The sequence below is a fragment of the Undibacterium sp. GW821-FHT07F11 genome, assembly GCF_059418665.1.
The window spans coordinates 501,118-521,901 of the sequence record NZ_JBWKQH010000003.1 but is presented as its reverse complement, the minus strand read 5'-3'; the positions used below and the strand labels follow the sequence as shown (position 1 = coordinate 521,901).

Genomic DNA, 20,784 nt, shown 5'->3' with positions numbered 1-20,784 from the left:
GGGCATTGCCGATTTTGTGATGAGCCGGTGGCACCCGATACGCTGTTTTGTGATCGGGATTGTCGGGATGATTTTGAGAGGGAGAGAGCGGCGCGGGTTAGGGCAGGAAGTAGGCCCTAAAGCATGTTACAGGCTTGCGTTTAGTGAATAATCAACGCAGGCCTCAACTTACGGAATAAGGAACCTTTCGTGATTGTTGGCTCACTTCCGATTGCTTCGCAAGCGCGAAGGTAGCAACGCTCTAAAATTCCAGGGTGCGGCGCAGGCTCACCCGCTTCTATTTCACTTGCACGTGCCGACCATTTGTTCAATTGATCCTCTGTGAAATCGCGTTCACCGATAGTTTCAATATCTCGATCCAATAAAGCCCATTCAGTGCTACGTTTAGCACTGTCACGTGATTTGTTACCGAAGCCAAAAACAAGCGATGCTGCGCTGCTAAACGTTATGACTGCAACACAATATTTTATTATCACTTGATCCGCGACATTTGCAAATGCTACGGAACTCGCCAGAATTGCTATAGCTTTTACTATTCCTTCCCGCCAATCAAAAATTTTTTGACGTTCTTGATAATACATGCGGTTTGTCAATGCTCTAAGCCGTAATTGGCTGCGACGGTCTGATAGATATTCAAAGTCAGTCATTGTTAGCCTTTCCCTTTTTTCGTGGTCTCGACTGGTCGCACTGGAGGTACTTTATGCTTCGCAGGGCGTACGACATGGCACATGATTCCTGAGTGCGACGGTCTTGAAAGTTTGAATTTGAATTGAGGATTATCAAAAGGTCCATGCGTACCGCTTATTAATCCAGGCTTAGAATGTCCTTCATCAATATCGATTAAATCTCTGGTTGAAGTAATACCGGATTTTGATACTGTAGTTGTATCCAGTATAGTACTTCTGCTTAAGGTCATCGTAATTTTCTCTGCCTTAACAATGGTGACTCTAACTTCACTCAATATCCTGTTTAGTAAATTATTACCTTCGGTAGTTGTTAAAGTGGGCTCTAGAGCTTTGGAAATTCGAACTTTGAATCTTGCTTTGCTCCTTAACTTTAAGGTGTTTGCTCGTCTGCTGGTTTTTGCACGCGGGGATAATGCTACCCAGACGAGTGCATCTTTTGCTGCAGAAATTATTTGCTTTTCTTGATTCTGATCCAAAGTCACACCCGATAATGCGAATTGATCATAGATGACTTGCAACTTTTGAGAAAGTTGAGTTAAGCAATTTGCTATTGCCGCATCCAAATCTTGTCGGCCAACGGATCTTTGTCTACCGAAAAACGCCCGAATAATCATTAATTAGATCCTTTCTTAGGTACTCCCAATTCTCTGTAGTCATTGTAATTTCACCAATTCGATTGCTGCATCTAATTCTAAGTTTATAGAAAATTTTATATTTATTGCAAGTTTGAAGAGTGAATTTGTGTGAACTGCTAAAAAAGCAACAAAGGGTTTGTTTATATAATCTTGAAATTGCATTTAAGCAATTTTCAGTCATCAAAACTCAATTCATCCCTTGGCGCGCAGACATCCCCCCACCACGCCTGCCCGCTAAATAGGTCGCTTTTGACTCAAATATGCGTCACCAGTTAGGACCAAGCCCGGCTTACGTTTGCGGTCTCCCGGATAGCCTCAAATGATGACGCAGTTTGACGCAGATTTCATGCAAAGTCGCAGGTGTATCCATAATGAACATACCTTTATGCGGCCATACAGAGTGAAACACAGATTTTCCTGAGATTTGGGGAGGCCTCGGGAAAAGGGTAACTAAGGTAACTGCATCAATTATTGTTATCTAAGTCTTTGATTTATATAGGGATATCTGGTTACTTTATTTGGTAACTTTAGGTAATGTAAAAGGTAATTAATTTTTAAGTCATTGATTTATAAGGATATTTGTTAATGAAGAAAATACCATTTATATAGGTAACTAGAATACCTTTAGATTACCTAATTATTACCTTTTGCAATTCGCTTGAAAGCCTTATATATCAAGGGTTTCCACGGTTTTGCAAAAAAAGATTACCTTAGTTACCTTTTTCCCGAGGGGTACTTTATTTTAGACTCAGTCAAAATGCGAGCCAGCATATGTTGCAAATGATCTATTAATCTATAATTGCCGATTGTTAAACTGATGCTGTTATACATCCAGTATTTCTTATGGCTAGACTGCAACTCATTCTTGGTGGCGTGTATAAAAGCCCTTGGTCCGAAGATCCTGTCAGAGTTATAGCGTACGACGAAGAAGTTGTCATATACGACTATTGGCGTGCTGATAAAGGGCGCTGGGCCCTTGGAAACTTAAATGCCAGTGTTTCCTACTATCGGACGACGGCTGAGATTTTCGTCTCAAATCATATTTACCTACGCGCTGAGGAATACACGCAATTTGAGCGAGATACGCATCGGCCAGAACTCCCATTTTCATTTGCTCAGTACCAAGCACTTGAATGGCACGAAGCGATTCCCGACAACGCGGTACAGGTTGGTGCCTTGATTGCCAGCTCTCGAAAAAATTCTGATGCAATCACCTTGAACACTATGAGGATCCCTGAAATGTACTTGATTCCATTTAGTGCAACTGGAAGAGAAAAGCCAGCAATCTTTTTGCGGGCACTTGACGGCCAGGCTTTTACAGAGGAAGAGCTCATTTATCGTGCCTGGCAAATACAAGCCCCTTATCTGCCTGAAAAACCAATTACAAAGGGAATTGGTTTGCATCGAGCTGGGCTAAAAAAACGTATCCCATCTTTCTATATATGGGGAGCGAGAAGCAAATTAGGTCAGCCTAGTTAATAGGATTTTCTCGAAAATAATTGCAAAAATCATTTCCGCAATGGAGTAATTCTGGACCACTGATTCATAGGGAAAAGAAATTTTGTGGAAGAGGGGGCAAACGGAAACGATTTTTGGATACATGCTTGATTTAATGGAGTAATGGGGAGAACTTGAAAACTGGCGAGGTGTTATAGCCTTCGTGAGTTCGAATCTCACAGCTTCCGCCAACGAATACGAAAAAGCCCTTGATGAATAATCAAGGGTTTTTTTTGTGCATTTTTATTAATTTCATTATAAGAAATCAATGAAAATAGCAAAAAGCGGGCATGGTTACGGAGACTGCCGTCTGCAACTTGAAAAGCGGCACAAAACTTTGCACAAGTTTGCACGCAAATTTGCATTTTCTATTTTAGCGTGTGGGTATACCGGGCTATTTTCATCTACATCTGCCGCCGCAGTCGTTTCGCAGTTCGAGTGTGGTATTACCGGCGACAAAACTAAACTTGCCCTCTGCTGGCCAGGTGATGACATAGTGATGCTCTGCGTGGTTGTAATTAGCCGTCGCGCCGTCTGGGTACTCCGTGCGGGTGTTGTCCGGGTTGGTGTCTGGTGCCGGGTTGTGGTTGCTGGCAATGCCTGGCAAAACCATGCCGCCCGCGAATTCACCGGAGGGTGAAAGCAAAACGCATTGCTCGCCCACTGTGGGTACGTTCCATGTCTTTGTTTTGCCAGCGCGTACCTTGTCATGGGCAAGAAGCCGGTTTTGATGTCGCCAATTTGCAGGCGCACTTGCGGTACGCGGCCGAGCTTGACTTCGGTAATGGTGCCAAAGCGGACTAGATTTTGCAGGCGGCGGGAGAGGTCGGCAAGGGTGAATTCCATGCCGTCTATGGTGATGTGACCGAGCTAGCCAGTCACGCGGGGAAGGGTTGCTATGGGGCTTAGTAACTCAGCGGCGTTTACGCGTGCGCGAGGGGTGTGAGATATTTTGAGGTAACATGCGTACGAATACGCGTGGCTATTCGTACCTACGCGGGCTAATTCATCTTGAAGATAGCAACAATGAATCTGACAGCGAGCCGTCGAAGTTCGAACAGCCCCGAGCAAATAAGGCCACCGGCGGCGCATATTGATCCGAGTTCATATTCGCCGAAAATTAATAGTGCGATACCCGAGATTAAAAAAAACGCACAGAACAATTGAAATGCTTTTCGAAGAGAGGCTTGCAATTGGTTATGCTTCAGTATTTGCTGAGTTTGGAATGCCGCTTGACTGTTTAGGTCATTAATTGTCGCTGCCACCTCAGTTTCAATGCTCTTTGAATCTCGGGTCTGAAGAACTGTCGTCAACGCCATTCGCGCTTCCTCGACTAATCCATCACTTCCCGTCGCGATAAGATACGCTAATTCATCATCTCTCATCTTGCCGTAAGTCTTTTGGAAATACAGCACTTTCGATTGATCCATAAACGCTCCCATTATTGTGGAAGCAACTACGCCAATCCTTTCAAACCCTAGTCGGTTGTCATCGATATATAAACAGCTCAACCCGAAAACCGACATGACAATACATGCCCATGCTTCTTTACGAGGTATTCTCCTGCTACGCAATGAAATTGTCTCGCTGTGCAATTCGAACTCCAAACTTAATCCCTTTTTATTTAGCCAGCAAAGTGCGATTAGCCCGCGTAGGTACGAATACGCAGGGTTATTCGTACCTACGCGGGCTGAAAATATCTATATTCGCATGCACGCGGGTTAACTCCGATTTTGCACGACATTAATTGTCGGAACAAAAAACCAAAGAACTAGCAACACCAAAGCAAATAAGATCAAAACACATATCTTCATATGCTGTCTTGCTGAGCCATCAGGTCGAAAAAGTAAATTACGAACTGGATCATTTTTTCCGAACTTCCACACCCGGTCCGAACCGGCGCTACCTTTTCCAGAACTTGAAAAGTAAATTAGCACTGTAACTACGGTAGTGGCTATCGTAAAAAAGAATTTTATATCTAGTGGCATTTAAGCACCTGTATACGTGGGGCTATTCGCAGCTACGCGGGCTAATTCTTTGGCTTCACGTTATCGACAATTTCAAGCCTTGCGATATCGTTGCCGCAGTGATGTATCCTCACATATAGGCCTTCTTTCATGGGGCCGCCGACAACAGAAGATGTGTTAAAGCCTGCGGAGACATAGTGATTTGCGTAATAGAAATGCGCGTCTCCGACATCAAACGATTCGTCCGATTTCCTTTTTTCTTTAGGCGCTATCTTGAAATTTTCGACCCGGCCTTCTGCGAGTTTGCATTGACCATGTTCGTAGGCAGTGCGCAAGTCCTTGTAATCTGAGTAAGTGCTGTGGAACGCGGTAATAGTCCAAATACAGGAAAACCCAAAATAGAAATAAAAAAACCAAGGTCTTTTCCCAGAAAGTTTGGTTTTTGATCCGGGTGGGGTTTTGCGTTTGTTGATGAAGTGAAAAAACAGTATCACTGCACCAATGGCAACAAAGATTAGCCCGAATGCTGGAAACGTATAGGATTTATATCCGGCTTGTGTGATGTCGAAAACGACGGTTGAGGTCATGTTTATCCTGGTGTGGCTGCCAATTTTCTTGGCTCAATGCCACATTGTAGCAATACCAACACCAAACACAGGATTTTGTCTGTGTTTGGCTGGCGTATTGCATCAGTGCCTTAGTTGCGTTGGCGCTGGATAGCCCATCAGGGTGCACCAGTCTGTTAGTTCTTCAAGCAGACACTGCCGTTTGACGGGGTGGGTGGTGGTTTTTAGCTTGGCCAGGGCGGCCTGGTAGGCGGCTTCTACGAGCTGGCGTTCTTTGGTGGTCAGGGGTTTGGTGGTGGTTGGCATGGTGGCGTCCTGTTTAATTTTTCAATGAATAGCCTTGCGCGTCGAATACATGGCACTTGACGGGTTTTTTGCGCAAGATGCTGCTAACTTCTGTCGCTTCGATGAAAACGGGGTCTTTGCTTTCTTTGATGGATTTGCGCAGAACGGCCATATCGGGCATGCGGAACTTGTGCTGCTCGGCCAGTTCTGCGACTTCGGGCAGGTTGATGGCGATGCGGTGGGCGAGGCGGCTGTGGTTGAGGGCGATGCCGGATTCTTCCAGCTGTCTGACGATGTCCCAAAACTGGTTGACGCTGACAGGTTGCCGGGGTTTGAGTGCAGGCTTCTGCTTTACAGGTTCAACAGGCAGGGGCAGAGGTGCGGGCTTGGGGAAGGCGAAATGATCGAGGTCTGGCACGTCGTGACCGATTTGGTCTGCAACGAAGCGTAATTGCTCAAAGAGACCAGCGCGTATGGCAGGGCTCTCGGTTTTTTCGATTTCACGCATGCGGTCGCGGCATTGCTGCTGCATGGTCAGTACGTCACGCATTTTGAGCCGTATGGATGTGTTACCAGTAAGTTGCGGCACGGGTTCACGCGGGGCAAGCATCTGGATTTGAACAACGCCATCCTTTTTGGCCTCATTAGTCCAATATTTCCACAGCACGTTGTCACATTCGTTTTGATAGCGGATGATTTTGTCGCGGAGTTCTGGGGCGACTTTGTTGGGGCTGATGGTCATTAGCCAGGACGCAATTTTTCGGATAGGCAGGCAAACTGTCTCTTGATCCCCGCCTTGCGAAGGTATGGTCATTATGAACATACCCCATCTTTTTTTGTCTGCAGCAAGTTTTCTGCGCTGTGTTGGCCAGTTTAAACCCATGTTTTCGACGATAGGCTTCATCGGCACCATAGGCTCGTTGTCTTTATCAATCAGCAGCAGCTTATCTTTATGAAAATCAACAGAAATAATCTGAGTTTGCATGTTCTTTCCTCTAATTAATTGGATTCTTTGTGCGCACATAGAAAATAGTAAATTAGTTTGCAAAATATTACGAGTGGCTGAAGTTTGCGGCAGATCAGATCAAGTCAGACAGGTGGTTCCAGGTGGTGAGGAGGCGTTGTTGTACGGGGAGAGGAGGGCGTGGAGGCCTTGGGGGCGAGGGGTTGTTCGCCTGCGACACCCTGCTCGACGACCTCGCCAGCATCTGCGACGCCCTAACCGAGCTAGACCGCATCAACGCCGACATGGGCGTCACCGACAGCGCCCTCACCATGCTCCTGCAACTGCTCGAATCCGCACTCATGGCTTTGAGGGCGTCGATTTGCAGGCCGCGCAGGCGTTCAAAGCTGGCGCGCAGGTCTTGCAGTTTAGAAAAGGTAATCAAAGTTCGTTTTTGATACACCACCTCACCCCCACCCGCCATAACCCTATCCCGTAGCCCGTATTGATGCACCCGCGCAATACGGGCTACGCGGCCATAGAAACCCATTCCCAGCCCGTTGCCGTCTGCCTTTGCCTTGAGGTGGGTGTTTGTGCGCAGCTTGTTGAACATGCTGGCTTTTTGCTTTTTGAGGCGGCCTTGTTTGCCGCGCAGGTCTTGGGCGAGAGTGACCAGCTGTACAGCGGGTGGTTGGAGTAGCTCTCTATGCAAATTCCCTGTAGCGATATAACCTGTGATCAGCGCGCTGTTCAAATCCATCTGGCAACCAGCCTCTTGCGAGGATCCTATCGGTGATCAATGCCATGTTTATGCCGACGGGATCAAGTAGCGATTGGTGAACGGCTAGCATAAAATCTTTGGGAGAACCTTCGAAGGCTGCGACGAGAGCGAGAGCTTCGTCAACAGTGCGAATTGGGATGATTTCGATCATGTCGTATAAGGTATTTAAATTTTAGAAATGTTCAAGTAACCGATAACGCAAAAGCAGGCGTTCCGTTTTTTGTGGAAACCGTGATGATACCTTTATCAAATCTGTTATTTCGCGTAAAACGGGCTACGTGGCCATAAAAACCCACTTCCAGCCCGTTGCCGCTTGGGTTATGCTGCAACTTACTTTATAGATGATGTTTAAGGTGTAGGCGTATTCAAACGAGCGTGAGTGGTGTGCAGGCTGCTTTTTTTTGAGGAAGTGTGTGTTTAGTCGTTAGTGATGTAGTAGTTGCACATGGTTATCAAGCCGCTGAGTTCTGCGGCGTCTTCCCTGGTGATGAGTATGTCTCTTACTTCTTGAATTTGAGTTCGGCTTGGTATGATTTCTGTGGGGCTTTTGCACATCCAGTTAATCAATATTGCCGTTATCTTTTTGGGCTTGAGTTTGGCAACTTCTTTGCGTGTCGGGACGCGAATGTCGAGGGATTTATCTATATCGCCAGATGCCCATCTTTTTGCTGCCCGCAGATTTTCGGGTGGTACACCAAAGTGTTCGTAATAAGACTTCATAGGCTATGCTCCGTCTTTGTTCGGTTGAAGCGCAGATGCAATCGACAAGAAATCATTATATGGGATGCGCGCGCTTTAATACGGGATTGCATATTCCTATTCTACAGGTACCAAGGTGCGACTTATATTGCTAATCCTGTTTATTGAGTTTAATCAAACATATGTGAATTCATCTTCCCTGGGTATATGCTAGGCTTCACTCAGGCGCAGCCAGAAAAGCCCATCTCAGCATGGGTTTCTTTTGACTCAAATGCGAGTCACGGTGTTGATTTGCACTGAAATTTGATGGTCTACTTTCCGGGATAATTTGCATCGGTTGTGATCCATGTTGACATACAATCCTATTTGTCTTGATGAGTAGGGGCTGGGTAAGTAACTTTGCTATTGATAGAGATTGCGCCTTGACCATGAAAGTTTGTCTGGTGTTTTTCCTGCTTTGCCGCAGACAATTTGGAAAAGTGAAATCCAGTCTTTATTAAATGCGTATTCACAACCCGCCAGGTAGACCCTCCAGATACGATATTTTCTCTCGCCTACCAGATTCCTGATCTCATCGTCATTGCGCTCAAACCTTTCCTTCCATAAGTTGCAGGTCCTGGCGTAGTGTCTTCGTAAATTTTCTACATCATAGACTTCCAGTCCTCCTTCTTGCATGGATTTTAATGCCAGGCTAATGTGGGGGAGTTCGCCGTGAGGGAAGACATATTGCTCTATAAATTCACCGTTTCCATAAGGGGTCTCGCCACTTTCTGCATCGGTAGAGGTGATGCCATGATTCATGACCAGCCCGTTTTCATCAAGCAAGGAGTTGATCTTCGAAAAATATTCCGTTAAATGGCTGAGGCCAACGTGTTCAAACATGCCCACACTTGTGATGCGGTTGAATACGCCTTCGACATCCCGGTAATCCTGAAGTCGAATTTCAATCAGGTCACTCAAACCTTCTTGCTTGACTCTTTGAAGAGCAAGTTCAGCCTGGTTTTCGGACAAGGTAATACCTACACACCTTGCGCCATAAATTTTTGCTGCGCGTATGACCAGGGCTCCCCATCCACACCCGATATCAAGCAAGCGGTCGCCTTGGGAGAGTCGAATTTTTTTCAATATATGATCAATTTTCTTTATTTGGGCAGTGTCCAGATCCTCGTCACCATTTTCGAAATAGGCACAGGAATACACCATATTTTCATCAAGCCACAAGCGGTAGAAATCATTTGAAATATCATAGTGAAATTGGATGGCTTGCTTGTCCTTATCTTTGCTGCGACGTAATTTCCGGGATATGCGTGAAAACTTTCCTTCCAGTTTAAGCGTGTTCTCTGCCAATAAATTGCCGATGGAGATAATTGCACCTGGTTCACCATAGACATCAATCTTCCCGTCAATATAAGCTGTACCAAGATTGAATAGTGAAGGTGTGAGCAGATAGCGTAAGCCAGACACATGGGGAATTCGAACTATGACCTGAGGGAATTCTGTTGAGAAGTTTAATTGCTGACCGTTCCACAGTTCAACACGCAGCGGTATATCTGAACGGCTGCGCACCATGTCGGCCCAGCTTTCAAATTTTTTTTGCCAAAACATAATTACCTCTCAACAATCTGAAATTTAATTTCTCCCGGGCTCCGCAATAAAGCCTGAATAAGTACCTGTCTTACATAACGAATCTTCTACTGCCGAGTAACAGCAAGCCATTTCTTAAGCTAAACGAGCTACCCGTCGCGATGAGGAAATTATTTTTTCTTGTGAAATATTTCCTTGAAATATTCATTGGTTTGACGAATTCATACAATAACAAAGACTTGCGTGTCGCCTTTAAAAAGAAGTTTATCTTTTTTTTAATTTTTTCATCTGCATCAAAACTCCGCAAAATTAATATCTGCAAAAGCGCCATCGCCACTAGTAATGATGACGTCTGTTAAACGAAGATTTCTTGTCAGCGTTTTTTTGATATGGCTTGTCGCGCCATGGCCGGGCTCGCTGTGTTTGATCGCTTCAAACAAAACGCCGTTTAATCGATTGCATCATTCTTCTTCAGATTGAGGCCCTTGCTTGCAAAATATTGATATTTTCTGAAGAAAATTGGCACTGCGAAATCAACAAGAGGATATATGCCAGAGCTTTCAAAAAAAACTGCAAAGCCTGCTAGTGAGGCCATGGTAAACACGGTTCTGGCATCAAACAGTCGGTAAATGTAAAAACAATTTGTAGGCGCATGTCAATTTTGATGGTAGGAAGAAACTTACAAAATAGAAGTTGAAGCACCGAAATTTCCCAAGAGAAAGGGTAAGTGTATTTGCTGAATACATTCGTTTTTTCGACGGCTGTATTACAAGCATCCGTGCAGGCTTTGCTTGCGAGCTGCTTTGCCTTGGTCTTGTAGATGTGGTGAGAATTGATTGGTATCTTGCCATACGTTTTAAATATTTCTTAAGCAAACAACCCAAACCAGCTCATCGGATTTGCCGGGTTCTTGCATAGTTTTCTGGGAAATATTTGGCAGCACGATGAACCAATAAACTTGAATCAGAAGTTTTATCATGACTACCATGCAAATCAAACATGAGTCTTTCATTTTCCAACGCAGTGGCTTTGGCCTGGTCCTGGGTAATACGGGCTGTGAGCTTAGCCAGCGACCCCTGCATGAGTAGCGCATTTTTTAAAACTTGTAAGCGTCATTCCAGCCTCACACATCCAAAGGATGCGGCAATCAAACAACACTTCGCCGCTGAGTGTTGAACCTTGTGCCTGGAAATGGGCGCATATATCCGTAGATGTTAAAATTGCATTTTAATTGCCATTTAATTACTCAATGACAAAGGCACTTGGCGCATGCTGGCAGCCAATATTTTAAGTAAATTATTGAGCAAATAATTCGGTGGCACCTGTGGTACGCATATGTGCAGGTCTTCATCATCAACTGATCTAAAATTATCGGGTGCTTCTATGTTGAAAAATACTGAGTTAAAAGAACGTCTTTTCTCAATGTTGCCGAAAGAATTGACGTTGCCACATGAAGAGTTGACGCGCGAATCTAAGCTTCAGGAAATTGGATTTGATTCGTTGGCTCTCATTGAATTTAAGTTTGAAGTTGAAGATGCATTTGGTATCCGTTTTGGTCAATTCGTCAGTCCACCAGTTACATTGGGCGAAGTATTCGACCAAATTGAAGAAGCGATCAATCTGGCGGCAGGGTGATCATGAATTTAACGCGTGTTGTTGTCACCGGGATAGGCATCGTCTGTCCCTCCGGTAATTGGCCTGGGCAGGTGTTTGATAACGTTGCTGCCGGGCGCTCTGCAATTCGGCTGTTGCCTGCATCTGCCCGTCAGTCACCTGTGCTGTTGGCAGCCTTTGTTGATGAAGCCGTGGCGCAGGAGAGTGCTAGCAGCGATCGTGTTGCTCAGTTATCACTGGCCGCTGGGCGGCGTGCTTTGGACAATGCCGGTCTGCTGGAACGTCCAGATTTGTTGACCGAAATGGCTATCCATTTGGGTACGGGCAGTGGTGGCAACGCAACGCAAGATGCTGCATTCCATCGGCTATATGCGGAGAATAAAGATCGCATTGCGCCAATGTCTTTACCGCGCGGGATGATGAGTGCTTCTGCGTCAGAGATATCGATCAAGTTTGGTATTCGCGGTCAAAATAATACCTATGCGGTGGCATGCGCGTCTTCTTCTGCGGCTATTGGCGCAGCCTTGCGAACTATCCGGCACGGGTATGCCGATCGTGTGTTGGCCGGGGGTAGTGAGGCATTGCTTACTTATGGTGTGCTGCATGCCTGGCATGCACTATGTGCCTTGGCTCCGGCGGATCAGGATGTTGCTGCTTCGTGCAGACCATTTTCAAAAGACAGGAATGGGCTGGTGCTGGGGGAGGGGGCAGCATTTCTTGTGTTGGAGTCTTTGGATTCTGCATTGTCACGTAAGGCAAGCATACTTGCTGAACTTGTCGGTTTTGGCAGTTCCTGTGATGCCAGTCATATTACACACCCGTCGGTGGATGGGCAGGTAAGAGCCATGCGCCTGGCTTTGAAGGATGCAGGTATAAACGCGGACGCAGTTGATTACATCAATGCTCACGGTACGGCGACAGTGGTAGGGGATGCCATTGAAGCGGAATCGATACGAACGGTATTTGGTCATCGCAGCGAGGCAGTGCCGGTCAGTTCAACGAAGGCCGTGCATGGTCATTTGATGGGGGCTGGTGGCGCAGTTGAACTTGCTCTCTCGTTGTTGGCGATGGAGCATGATCTGATTCCGCCAACGGCAAATTGTCGTGAGCTGGATGAGCGTTTGGGAATCGATGTAGTGACTTCGGCTCGCCACAAAAATATTGATTGTGTCATGTCGAATTCTTTTGCGTTTGGCGGAAGTAATAATGTGCTGATTGCGAAAAAATACCGGGCCACATAGGCACTGCGCAATCAGATTCAAGGTCGGGAAAATGTCTTGCCACAATCCTTGCGCCAATGATCAATCAAAATTATTTTCATCATCAGATTTGTCACTGACATATTCCGATTTTTCAGACTCCGATTTTTCAGATTCATTATCTGCCTCTTCTTCCTTTTCATCATCCAGTCTTTGTTTTTTTAGCGCTTGCTTCTCTTTCATTGCGATTTTTTTGCGTTTTTTCTTGCCTTCATCCGACAATTTGCGCTTGCCCTTCACTTTGGGTACGCCTTTAAGGTTACCCAGGCCATTTCTGCGCATGTACCGACCCGCTTTGGTTCTGTCTCCTGCAAATTCAGCAATAACAAATTCGCTAAAACTGCTGTACTTGTTGTACAGTTTCCGCGCTTCGTCAATTTGCTCTTGACGGGCCAGTAATTTAAGTTGTCGCTGCCTGTCGGCCTCTTTTTTGAGAGTTTTGGCATGTTTTTTTGTTATACCACCTTCTTTGATGGCATTCTTGATGTTTGGTAAGTCTTCCTTGGTGACGGATTCGAAGTAAGCTTCTGCGACGTAGACATAGCGTTCGCTAGTGGTCCAGCCACCACTTTTACCCAGGATGTGACGACGGTCTGAGGTGATGTCGATCAATCCTTCTTTTTTGTCATCCAGATGGAGAACGATATCGGGATATGAGACACTACCCATGTCTTCGGAACGCTGCTTGGCCCAGTTCAGTGGCAGGTCGGTTTCATTCATCAGCGCATATACCCGCTCTTCCATGGCATTACCGACATGCGTGACAGCCATATTGCTATTACGCTGAAGTAAATTGAGGAAAGTGGCAATTTTTGCGCCAGTCCAGTCCTGGATTTTGCCTGTCATCAATTCATCATAGGCTTGGTCGACCAGGTCGCTGACAATTTTGGCAAAGTCTTGGCAGGCTTTCAGGTTCTTTTTGCTGGTGGTTCCGGCTGCATCAAAATCTTCATCCAGTTGGCGTTGGATCAAGCCCCTGTCATTGGGTAGCATGAATCTTTGTGGCTGAGATGTGCTGCTCTGCAGCTGCATGGCCTGGCTGCCACGCTGGTCGGCCTCTTGTTCCAGTTGTTGATTATCGTTAATGGCAAGGCCATTGGCATGTAGCGTGGGTTTGACCCGCCCTTCGGCTTGTTGTACTACGTGCCAGGCTTCATGTGGCAAGTGCTGTTCTTGCCCCTGGGCCAAATGAATATTGCTCCCTTGGGCATAAGCCAGGGCATTGAGCTGTCGCGGTTTGCTGGAGTTGTAATGGACGCGAACATGGTCCATGGACATGCCGGACAAAGTTTCTATGCCGGTTTTGAGTGAGTCTGGCAAACCAGTCTGATTGGGTTTGTTGCGCAACTGCATGGGGCTGCGTGCATATTGATAGTTGCCCATGGGTTCCAGCCCGGTTTGTTGGGCTGATGCTGGTTCAGCAGTGCGTGCAGGCTCATCCGCCTTGACCCTTGTCTGTTTTGCCGGGCGAGTGAATTGACCATGCATGTTTGTATCGCTTGTCCGGTAAACTGGTCAGCGCATCAGGAGTCAACGCATGGATAGTTCTTGCTAAGTGCTATGTACAATGACAGGCTGCCATTTTGGCTCAGGGATTCCGGGTTGTTTTGCAAGAATTTGGCAAACACGCGGGCCACTTGCTCGTGGGTTACGCCACCATCAGGCGGGCAGTAGAGTTTTGGGGTCTTGCTGATTTTGCTGTTAAGCGCCAGGGCCTCGCGAAAACCGGAAATATAGGTCATGCAATTGAGGGCGGACAAACTGTCTTCCAATGTCATTTGCGCTCCATCTGCCTGTTTCACAGCAGCCTCACATGCCCTGAGAAAATACGCTCCGTCTTTGGCTTGCGCCTGTGCTGCCAGGCTAATGCTGCAAATGAATATACATGTCCAGAATAATTTTTGCATGTCAATCTCCGTTGCTGTTGAATGCAGGGTGCATGCCACGGCACGATGCGTCGCCGGAATCCGGCAAACTCTTTTACATCACCTGATCAGGCCAGTTTTTTGCAATGCCTGTCTTTATCAGGATGAGAATCCTGCACAACCTGCCATCGACAGAACTTGCAGGGAACCCCCTATCAATTCAAACAGGCAAATTAAAAGCCGATTGCCATATTAGCATTTAAAATAATAAATAAGCTAAATAAAAAGACAATATTGTTGCGAAAAAGCTAAAAAATATTTAGTTTTAAAAAGATAACTTTACTTATGGATTTTTCATCTAATTCGGATGTACGATGACCGCTCGTAATTGAATCGGTTACGAGAGAAACAGGAGCGACGAATTTAGCCATGCTGCAAATGTTCTTTGCTTTTGCGATGTTTAGAAGTCTTTTTTGGAATAATTTTCTAATTTAAAAGGATGCTATTATGTCTACTTTTGCGTCAGGTACTATTACAGTCAGTAATGCAACTCCTGGTCAGTCAGTTGCAATCAATATTGCTCCTCAGCAGGGCTTCGCATGGAGCTCAGGTAACCCAAGTGATCCCAATAATAGTGGCATCACGCTGTCAACAACCTCTGGTTCGCCTGTTCCTGTCAATTCTTTCAGCATGACAAATCAGGTCATGCAGACAATTACGGCTTCCGGTGGCTCCAGCTCGGGCTCTTCAACTGTTTCGTTCAGTATCGCCACTTATATTTCTAATGCGAATACTGGCGGTTACGTTGGCATGAGTTGTACTGCAGATCCAGGTGTGACGGTGACGTTTGCATTCTCCAATTCCAAGTCAGTCACTCTGACCAGCGCACAAGTTGGTGTGATGTGGCCATCCTGAGTCTGATGACCAGTTAGCCATGCCCGAACCCCGCACTCAGGTTGTCGTCAGACCTGTTGGGCGGGTATGGGGAAAACAAGAATCGAAATAATTGTGGATGTGATTTTTCCAACACGAAGGAAAGTTTCATGAGTGCCCGCAAAAATGGTGCCCCATCCAAGACAAAATCGCCTGAGGTTGCTGCAGGTGATTCGACTGTTCCGGCTGCGGAGGCAGCAATAGAGCAGGTGGCACCAGTCCATGCTGAAGATGCTGCTGTAGGACAGGTGGCCTCAATTCAAGCTGAGGACGCTCCAGTTATCGATGTGCCTGAACCGCAGGCTACATCGGCAGCTGCACCCGTGATTCTTCCCGAGGTTGCCATTCCACCTGAAATAGGCAGTCATCCGGACTCGGATGTTTTGCGATTATTGCAGGAGCAAGCCAGCTCTTTAGGTGCAGACGGTAGTGACGATGATGATGTTGAATTGAGCGAAGAGGAACGGCTTTATCTAAATTCGCACCTGAAAGCCAATCCCCTGCACCAAGTTAATGAGCATTGCTTTACCGAAGTCAATGTATTCCGGCAAATGAATATCACGTTTTATAACTTGCGGGCCAACAGCAAGGCGTTTCTATCTATCCGGCCTGATCAAATGGCGATCTGGAGCGAAGGGGGGGAAAGCAGCAAGATGGTGGGCTTGAGTTTTTCAACCAGTACTCAACCAACCCTGTATTTGCGTAATTTTCTGATCAATGCACGTGAAATGTATTTGGAAACTTATCAGGACTGCAGTGAAATCAATATTGGCCTGTACGTACGCACTGAACAGTTTCAGTTAAAAGGCCGAGTCGATTTGCCTCCTGGTGCAAGCGTCACGATGCAATCGCGTTGCGACCGCACCAGCATCATTGGCCTGAGCTCGTTTGGTATTGATCTGGAATAGGGAAAACACCATGATCCGTGAACTAATACCTGTTGTTCTGAAATTTGACAACGTCGCGGCCAATTCAAATATCAATTTCATGTTTACCACGGCAGGGGTGAGTTGGTCCTTGGGTGCACGTTCAGGTGACAGTTTGGGGTTTTCCATGTTATCCGAACAAACGGACGACAGTTTTGAGTCTTGTATCCAGAAAATCGAATTCAATGAGCAAATGCTGGCGATTACGACCGCCAACAACAATGGAGGCTTAAGTTCGTTTGCTCTGGCTTTGTCTCTGAAGGTGACACCAGGGGTTGATTATCTGCAAGGGTATTGCACGCTCAATAATGAAGCCAGCGTGATGGCGTATTTTGGTGCGCAACGTGCCAACGAATGGCGTAACGGCCGCATCAGCGCGGCGTTGCGTGATCCTGCTCATGAGTATCGCAGTGTCTTGATTTCAGTGCATGGTGCGCGACCTGGAAACCGGATTTCGCTTGATGTCACTACCAAAAAAGGCTTGGGTAATGTCTACTGGTGCCTGGGACCACCGTTCTCAGAATCGGGTGGTATACGTCTCATGGGCTTGAACGGCGGAGTCCCCCTCAACTACATGTCGTATGGTACTTCGGTGTTGACCTTTGAAACCGCGAAAACCCAGGACAACGATAATGAAGAGATGGAGTTTTTAATGCTGGCATATATAGGCTGGAATCCTGAGACTTTACCTTACATTTATCTGAAAGCCAGTTGTGACGGTCATATCAGCATGTATGCGCATGTCGGCAATCGTCAACCACAATTGGTCAGTCAAACCTATACGGTGTTTACGCTATGAGTGACGCATCGTCCAGCGTTGACAGTGGCCAGGTGCTGCGCTGTGTCAGCGAATCGCTGCGCAACCTGATTCGCGCTCATATTTCGGAATTGTCGTCGGAATCGGCGGTGGTGTTTGAATCGCCTGCTGACATCGACAGCCAAGGGGAAACCAAGCTGTCATTATTTTTGTATCAGCTTGAAATCAATCCGTTTTTGCGCAATACACCGGCGACACTTAATCGCCAGCAAGGTGCAAATGGCATGCCAAATTCACTGACGGTGACGGCACCTCCGCTGGTGGCAGACCTGCTGTATATGATGGTGCCGTATGCGCGTTCGGCAGAACTGGAACTGGTACTGGTGGATAAACTGGTGCGACTGTTTCATGACGTGCCAGCCTTGTATGGACAATGGCTGCATCCGGTGTTGCGCCAAAGCGGCAATGAAGTGATTCCCATTGTGCCGGACTTTAGCAATTTTGAACGCTTGCATAATATATGGAGCGGCTTTCCCAACAAGCCCTATAAATTAACCAAATTGTATACGCTGTCCCCTGTTCGCATACCGTCAGGGGATGTAAGCCAGGTCAATATGATCACGGAAGGTGATTTAGTGGCGGAGCAGCGACCAGTTGACACATTGCTGCAAACGGTGGAGCAAACATGATCAAGCTGTCGGCAGTGGTGCAGTTGATTGACGGTTTTACAGGTCAACCAGCAGAAGCGCTGGCGGTGAGTTTTCTGCTGGACGGCAAACCAGTGGCAGCACAGGCAAAACAGCAGGCGTTCTATGCATTCCCTGACCTCGATGATGGGCAATACCGTCTCAAGATTATTTGCCATAAGCCCTGGTTTCTGGATCAGGAAGTCAAGTTGCAGGTGCCGTTGAGAGAGCCATTGGTTGATGCCATTACGGTTGTCACGATGCTGCCCGGACCAGCCTACCCTTATCCGCCGGGCACTACGCTGATTGCAGGGCAGGTGCTCGCAGCCCGACAGCAGCCAGTGTCAGGAGTTGACGTGATGGCGAATTACCAGACTGCACGCGCCAACGCCAAAACGGCGAGTACGCGTTCTTTTGGTGATGGTCGTCATGCGGGCTGTTTTACTCTGGCCCTGAGGGGTAATCTTGCGCCACAAAGTGCGGTGGTATTGAGTTTCAGTAAACCCGGTTTGAAGAGTGTGCAAAAGAGCGTCACAGTGCAAAGCGGAATAATGCAGTGTGTGTCTGTTGAAATGCAATAATTGATAAGGGAAGAACTATCTTGGCTACTTATAAACATCCCGGCATATATATACAGGAAGTGCCAGGCACTCGCAGCATTCAGGGCGCCTCTACTTCAACTCCGGTCTTTATTGGGGTGACCGAATTCGGGCCCATTGAACAACCGACACTGATCACCAGTTGGAATGCCTACCAAAGTGCGTTTGGGAATCTGGCCTGGTACGCGATGGTGTCCTGGACTGTCTATGAATTTTTTAACGAAGGCGGTACGGCATGCTGGGTGGTGCGCTGTTCCGATACGGCTGCGGCCAAGGCGGCGACCGCGACCCTGAGCAGCCTGGTCGTCAATGCCGTGACCGCCGGTACCTGGGGTAATTCGCTGGGCGTCATGATCAGCAATGGCAGTACGCCGCTTGCCGCTGGTGGTAGCACGCCGGTATTTAATCTGAGTGTCACGGTAGATCAATCTAAAATTGGCCTGAGCAGCACGGCGGCACCGACGCAGATCGGGATGCCGAATGCTTTATTGCAGCGCTATGTGCTGCAGAATAATCTGCAAGTTGAGTCTGGGCAAACCTATTATGTGCTTGAGTCGTTTAACGGATTTACTGGCAACAGCTTGATAGGCGATGCCGGAGCATATAGTCCGATCGCGACCAAAATCAACAGCAGTTCCATGTTTATCCGCATTGCACCGAACGCAAAGGCGATTACCACCAGTTCGCGGCCAGCCAATACCGCCACGCCGTCGGCTTTAAAAGGTGGTACCTCACCCAACTACAATTTTACCGCGGCCACTGCCTTGCTGCAAAAAGTCCAGGGTATCAGCCTGCTTTCTGTTCCTGATATCACTACCTACGAAAAAGCAGGGGACAGCAATCCATTATTAACTCAGGGCACGCTGATCAACCAGGAGCTGTTATTCTGTGAAAACTCGCAACAGCGAAATCTGTTTTATGTCATTGATCCTCCATTTGGCCTGGATGTACAAGGTATTTTGTCATTCAAAACCGGCCAGGGTAGTGCCACATCAGGCAACCCCAATGCATTGAGTTCGGACTTTGGTGCAATTTACTATCCCTGGGTGTATATCTACAACCCGATTGCTGGCGCTAATGTACCGATTCCTCCCTCTGGTCCCACTTTGGGGCGTTATGCTTATACCGATACCAATGTCGGAGTATGGAAGTCGCCAGCGGGGGTGGATGATGGTGCCTTGTTGACGGCGGTGTTGCTGGATCAGAGCATTACTGACTCGGATCAGGATCAACTCAACCCTGAAGGCATCAACGCGATTCGCAACTTTATCAATTACGGCAACGTGATTTGGGGCGCGCGTACACTGGCTTTGAATACTGAATGGACGTATATCAGCATTCGCCGTTTGTTCATCTATGTCGAGCAAAGCCTGAAACAAAGCTTGCAATGGGTAGTGTTTGAACCTAATGACCAAACCACCTGGTCGTCAGTGACGCGGGATGTGACCGCTTTTCTGACTACTTTATGGCAACAGGGTGGTTTATTTGGTGCGACTGCACAGGAGGCATTTTTCGTGACTTGTGATGCGTCGAACAACCCGCCCAATACCAGGATGTTAGGACAGATGTTCATTGATATTGGTCTGGCACCGGTTTATCCGGCTGAGTTTGTGATTTTGCGGATGTCGCAAAAAACGGCTGCGCCGGATTCGGGCGGTTAATCTGACCCGACTCCCCTCAAAAAACCAGATGACAGATTGCGGAGAAAACAATGGCTACAACTTTAACTGACCCCTACCGTGGGTTTCTCTTCCGGGTTGAAATTTCCGGCATTCAGATTGCAGCATTTTCTGAGGCAACCGTGCCTGATATCACGGTTGAAACCGTGGACTACCGCGAAGGCACCGATCCGGTGTGGAAACGGCCATATTCTGGCTTGACCAGCTATGGCAAACTGACCTTGAAAAAAGGGCTGACAGATTCCATGGATTTATATAACTGGTTCACCCTGGTATCGACCCAGGGTTCAACTGCCACAGGTGCACAGAAAAATGTGTCCCTGATCCTGGTGGATACCACCGGGGCTGACAAGGCACGCTGGAACGTTATTAATGCCTTTGCCAGTAAATATGAAAGTACTGGCTTGAATGCATCGACCAGCGATGTGATGGTGGAAACTTTTGAATTGACCATGCAATACATGGTGCGTGTCTCTTAACCCTGGAGTTATGTCTCATGAATGTGATCAGTACAGAAGTGGAATTTACCTTGCCCATAGGCTATCGCGACGCCGACGGCAATTTGCACAAGAACGGGGTGATGCGGCTGGCCACTGCAGGAGATGAAATCTTGCCGCTCAAAGATCACCGGGTCCAGAATAATCCGGCTTATCTGATCATCATCGTGCTCTCACGTGTGATTGTGCGTTTGGGAAGCCTGGATATTATTAATACTAAACTGGTGGAAGATTTGTTTTCTGCCGATTTTACTTATTTGCAAACACTCTACAACAAGATCAACCAGGTTGATACGGACGAAGGGCAGGGCGGGGCGGGAAAGTAG

At 47.1% G+C, this 20,784-nt stretch carries 24 protein-coding genes; 12 read left to right on the top strand and 12 right to left on the bottom strand.

Features of this window, described 5'->3' with window-relative positions; all coding sequences use genetic code 11:
• Positions 1–140: 140 nt before the first annotated feature.
• Positions 141–647 (bottom strand): hypothetical protein, encoded by a 507-nt coding sequence (locus tag AC07OI_RS09550; RefSeq protein WP_495257040.1) that lies wholly within the window; start codon positions 645–647, stop codon positions 141–143.
• A gap of 2 nt (positions 648–649) precedes the next feature.
• Positions 650–1,300 (bottom strand): hypothetical protein, encoded by a 651-nt coding sequence (locus tag AC07OI_RS09545; RefSeq protein ID WP_495257039.1) that lies wholly within the window; start codon positions 1,298–1,300, stop codon positions 650–652.
• A gap of 864 nt (positions 1,301–2,164) precedes the next feature.
• On the opposite strand from AC07OI_RS09545, the gene AC07OI_RS09540 reads away from it, so the two are divergent.
• Positions 2,165–2,800 (top strand): hypothetical protein, encoded by a 636-nt coding sequence (locus tag AC07OI_RS09540; RefSeq protein WP_495257038.1) that lies wholly within the window; start codon positions 2,165–2,167, stop codon positions 2,798–2,800.
• Between the two features lie 418 nt (positions 2,801–3,218).
• Here AC07OI_RS09540 and AC07OI_RS09535 read toward each other — a convergent pair whose 3' ends face one another.
• Entirely contained in the window at positions 3,219–3,482 is a 264-nt protein-coding gene (locus AC07OI_RS09535) for a phage baseplate assembly protein V (protein WP_495257037.1), read from the bottom strand.
• Positions 3,483–3,496: 14 nt separating this feature from the next.
• Here AC07OI_RS09535 and AC07OI_RS09530 point away from each other — a divergent pair, with 14 nt between their 5' ends.
• Positions 3,497–3,622 carry a hypothetical protein gene (locus AC07OI_RS09530; protein WP_495257036.1) on the top strand — a complete coding sequence of 42 codons (126 nt, stop codon included), beginning with the start codon at positions 3,497–3,499 and terminating at the stop codon, positions 3,620–3,622.
• A 197-nt stretch (positions 3,623–3,819) separates the two neighbouring features.
• Here the strand turns inward: AC07OI_RS09530 and AC07OI_RS09525 are convergent, their stop codons facing one another.
• The 7 genes from AC07OI_RS09525 to AC07OI_RS09495 form a co-directional block, all read right to left on the bottom strand.
• A complete protein-coding gene (locus AC07OI_RS09525) occupies positions 3,820–4,248 on the bottom strand; it encodes a hypothetical protein (RefSeq protein ID WP_495257035.1) in 429 nt (142 codons plus the stop codon).
• A gap of 599 nt (positions 4,249–4,847) precedes the next feature.
• Positions 4,848–5,372 (bottom strand): hypothetical protein, encoded by a 525-nt coding sequence (locus tag AC07OI_RS09520; protein WP_495257034.1) that lies wholly within the window; start codon positions 5,370–5,372, stop codon positions 4,848–4,850.
• A gap of 102 nt (positions 5,373–5,474) precedes the next feature.
• A complete protein-coding gene (locus AC07OI_RS09515) occupies positions 5,475–5,657 on the bottom strand; it encodes a hypothetical protein (RefSeq protein WP_495257033.1) in 183 nt (60 codons plus the stop codon).
• Between the two features lie 13 nt (positions 5,658–5,670).
• Positions 5,671–6,621 carry a phage antirepressor N-terminal domain-containing protein gene (locus tag AC07OI_RS09510; protein ID WP_495257032.1) on the bottom strand — a complete coding sequence of 317 codons (951 nt, stop codon included), beginning with the start codon at positions 6,619–6,621 and terminating at the stop codon, positions 5,671–5,673.
• Between the two features lie 94 nt (positions 6,622–6,715).
• Positions 6,716–7,339: a phage virion morphogenesis protein gene (locus AC07OI_RS09505; RefSeq protein WP_495257031.1), complete on the bottom strand. Its 624-nt coding sequence runs from the start codon at positions 7,337–7,339 to the stop codon at positions 6,716–6,718.
• A gap of 438 nt (positions 7,340–7,777) precedes the next feature.
• Positions 7,778–8,080, bottom strand: coding sequence for a hypothetical protein (locus AC07OI_RS09500; RefSeq protein ID WP_495257030.1), 303 nt, complete (start codon positions 8,078–8,080; stop codon positions 7,778–7,780).
• 381 nt (positions 8,081–8,461) lie between these two features.
• The gene (locus AC07OI_RS09495; protein ID WP_495257029.1) at positions 8,462–9,664 is read right to left on the bottom strand and encodes a class I SAM-dependent methyltransferase; all 1,203 of its coding nucleotides are present in this window, start codon (positions 9,662–9,664) and stop codon (positions 8,462–8,464) included.
• A gap of 1,362 nt (positions 9,665–11,026) precedes the next feature.
• On the opposite strand from AC07OI_RS09495, the gene AC07OI_RS09490 reads away from it, so the two are divergent.
• Both AC07OI_RS09490 and AC07OI_RS09485 read left to right on the top strand, forming a co-directional pair.
• Positions 11,027–11,278 (top strand): acyl carrier protein, encoded by a 252-nt coding sequence (locus tag AC07OI_RS09490; RefSeq protein WP_492704564.1) that lies wholly within the window; start codon positions 11,027–11,029, stop codon positions 11,276–11,278.
• A gap of 2 nt (positions 11,279–11,280) precedes the next feature.
• Complete coding sequence (locus tag AC07OI_RS09485; RefSeq protein ID WP_495257028.1) at positions 11,281–12,498, top strand: beta-ketoacyl-[acyl-carrier-protein] synthase family protein; 1,218 nt, start codon at positions 11,281–11,283, stop codon at positions 12,496–12,498.
• 60 nt (positions 12,499–12,558) lie between these two features.
• Here the strand turns inward: AC07OI_RS09485 and AC07OI_RS09480 are convergent, their stop codons facing one another.
• Both AC07OI_RS09480 and AC07OI_RS09475 read right to left on the bottom strand, forming a co-directional pair.
• Positions 12,559–14,004 (bottom strand): eCIS core domain-containing protein, encoded by a 1,446-nt coding sequence (locus AC07OI_RS09480; protein WP_495257027.1) that lies wholly within the window; start codon positions 14,002–14,004, stop codon positions 12,559–12,561.
• Positions 14,005–14,039: 35 nt separating this feature from the next.
• Positions 14,040–14,423, bottom strand: coding sequence for a Rap1a/Tai family immunity protein (locus tag AC07OI_RS09475; protein ID WP_495257026.1), 384 nt, complete (start codon positions 14,421–14,423; stop codon positions 14,040–14,042).
• Positions 14,424–14,888: 465 nt separating this feature from the next.
• On the opposite strand from AC07OI_RS09475, the gene AC07OI_RS09470 reads away from it, so the two are divergent.
• From AC07OI_RS09470 to AC07OI_RS09435, 8 genes are all read left to right on the top strand, one after another.
• Positions 14,889–15,296 (top strand): hypothetical protein, encoded by a 408-nt coding sequence (locus AC07OI_RS09470; protein WP_492704560.1) that lies wholly within the window; start codon positions 14,889–14,891, stop codon positions 15,294–15,296.
• A 128-nt stretch (positions 15,297–15,424) separates the two neighbouring features.
• Positions 15,425–16,222 carry a hypothetical protein gene (locus tag AC07OI_RS09465; protein ID WP_495257025.1) on the top strand — a complete coding sequence of 266 codons (798 nt, stop codon included), beginning with the start codon at positions 15,425–15,427 and terminating at the stop codon, positions 16,220–16,222.
• A 10-nt stretch (positions 16,223–16,232) separates the two neighbouring features.
• The gene (locus AC07OI_RS09460; RefSeq protein WP_492704558.1) at positions 16,233–17,039 is read left to right on the top strand and encodes a hypothetical protein; all 807 of its coding nucleotides are present in this window, start codon (positions 16,233–16,235) and stop codon (positions 17,037–17,039) included.
• Positions 17,036–17,686: a Pvc16 family protein gene (locus tag AC07OI_RS09455; protein WP_492704557.1), complete on the top strand. Its 651-nt coding sequence runs from the start codon at positions 17,036–17,038 to the stop codon at positions 17,684–17,686. Before AC07OI_RS09460 ends, AC07OI_RS09455 begins: the two co-directional genes overlap by 4 nt.
• Complete coding sequence (locus tag AC07OI_RS09450; RefSeq protein WP_495257024.1) at positions 17,683–18,264, top strand: peptidase associated/transthyretin-like domain-containing protein; 582 nt, start codon at positions 17,683–17,685, stop codon at positions 18,262–18,264. The genes AC07OI_RS09455 and AC07OI_RS09450 overlap by 4 nt, the downstream gene beginning before the upstream one ends.
• A gap of 20 nt (positions 18,265–18,284) precedes the next feature.
• On the top strand, positions 18,285–19,943 hold the full coding sequence (locus AC07OI_RS09445) for a phage tail sheath C-terminal domain-containing protein (RefSeq protein WP_495257023.1): 1,659 nt from the start codon (positions 18,285–18,287) through the stop codon (positions 19,941–19,943).
• A 50-nt stretch (positions 19,944–19,993) separates the two neighbouring features.
• Positions 19,994–20,440 carry a phage tail protein gene (locus tag AC07OI_RS09440; RefSeq protein WP_423004975.1) on the top strand — a complete coding sequence of 149 codons (447 nt, stop codon included), beginning with the start codon at positions 19,994–19,996 and terminating at the stop codon, positions 20,438–20,440.
• Positions 20,441–20,457: 17 nt separating this feature from the next.
• On the top strand, positions 20,458–20,784 hold the full coding sequence (locus AC07OI_RS09435) for a hypothetical protein (RefSeq protein ID WP_492704554.1): 327 nt from the start codon (positions 20,458–20,460) through the stop codon (positions 20,782–20,784).

Excerpts from the sequence above, each read along its gene's own strand:
- AC07OI_RS09550 (WP_495257040.1), bottom strand. The coding sequence starts at position 647 with ATGACTGACTTTGAATATCTATCAGACCGTCGCAGCCAATTACGGCTT.
- AC07OI_RS09545 (WP_495257039.1), bottom strand. The coding sequence starts at position 1,300 with ATGATTATTCGGGCGTTTTTCGGTAGACAAAGATCCGTTGGCCGACAA.
- AC07OI_RS09540 (WP_495257038.1), top strand. The coding sequence starts at position 2,165 with ATGGCTAGACTGCAACTCATTCTTGGTGGCGTGTATAAAAGCCCTTGG.
- AC07OI_RS09530 (WP_495257036.1), top strand. The coding sequence starts at position 3,497 with ATGTCTTTGTTTTGCCAGCGCGTACCTTGTCATGGGCAAGAAGCCGGT.
- AC07OI_RS09525 (WP_495257035.1), bottom strand. The coding sequence starts at position 4,248 with ATGGATCAATCGAAAGTGCTGTATTTCCAAAAGACTTACGGCAAGATG.
- AC07OI_RS09520 (WP_495257034.1), bottom strand. The coding sequence starts at position 5,372 with ATGACCTCAACCGTCGTTTTCGACATCACACAAGCCGGATATAAATCC.
- AC07OI_RS09515 (WP_495257033.1), bottom strand. The coding sequence starts at position 5,657 with ATGCCAACCACCACCAAACCCCTGACCACCAAAGAACGCCAGCTCGTA.
- AC07OI_RS09510 (WP_495257032.1), bottom strand. The coding sequence starts at position 6,621 with ATGCAAACTCAGATTATTTCTGTTGATTTTCATAAAGATAAGCTGCTG.
- AC07OI_RS09505 (WP_495257031.1), bottom strand. The coding sequence starts at position 7,339 with ATGGATTTGAACAGCGCGCTGATCACAGGTTATATCGCTACAGGGAAT.
- AC07OI_RS09500 (WP_495257030.1), bottom strand. The coding sequence starts at position 8,080 with ATGAAGTCTTATTACGAACACTTTGGTGTACCACCCGAAAATCTGCGG.
- AC07OI_RS09495 (WP_495257029.1), bottom strand. The coding sequence starts at position 9,664 with ATGTTTTGGCAAAAAAAATTTGAAAGCTGGGCCGACATGGTGCGCAGC.
- AC07OI_RS09490 (WP_492704564.1), top strand. The coding sequence starts at position 11,027 with ATGTTGAAAAATACTGAGTTAAAAGAACGTCTTTTCTCAATGTTGCCG.
- AC07OI_RS09485 (WP_495257028.1), top strand. The coding sequence starts at position 11,281 with ATGAATTTAACGCGTGTTGTTGTCACCGGGATAGGCATCGTCTGTCCC.
- AC07OI_RS09480 (WP_495257027.1), bottom strand. The coding sequence starts at position 14,004 with ATGCATGGTCAATTCACTCGCCCGGCAAAACAGACAAGGGTCAAGGCG.
- AC07OI_RS09475 (WP_495257026.1), bottom strand. The coding sequence starts at position 14,423 with ATGCAAAAATTATTCTGGACATGTATATTCATTTGCAGCATTAGCCTG.
- AC07OI_RS09470 (WP_492704560.1), top strand. The coding sequence starts at position 14,889 with ATGTCTACTTTTGCGTCAGGTACTATTACAGTCAGTAATGCAACTCCT.
- AC07OI_RS09465 (WP_495257025.1), top strand. The coding sequence starts at position 15,425 with ATGAGTGCCCGCAAAAATGGTGCCCCATCCAAGACAAAATCGCCTGAG.
- AC07OI_RS09460 (WP_492704558.1), top strand. The coding sequence starts at position 16,233 with ATGATCCGTGAACTAATACCTGTTGTTCTGAAATTTGACAACGTCGCG.
- AC07OI_RS09455 (WP_492704557.1), top strand. The coding sequence starts at position 17,036 with ATGAGTGACGCATCGTCCAGCGTTGACAGTGGCCAGGTGCTGCGCTGT.
- AC07OI_RS09450 (WP_495257024.1), top strand. The coding sequence starts at position 17,683 with ATGATCAAGCTGTCGGCAGTGGTGCAGTTGATTGACGGTTTTACAGGT.
- AC07OI_RS09440 (WP_423004975.1), top strand. The coding sequence starts at position 19,994 with ATGGCTACAACTTTAACTGACCCCTACCGTGGGTTTCTCTTCCGGGTT.
- AC07OI_RS09435 (WP_492704554.1), top strand. The coding sequence starts at position 20,458 with ATGAATGTGATCAGTACAGAAGTGGAATTTACCTTGCCCATAGGCTAT.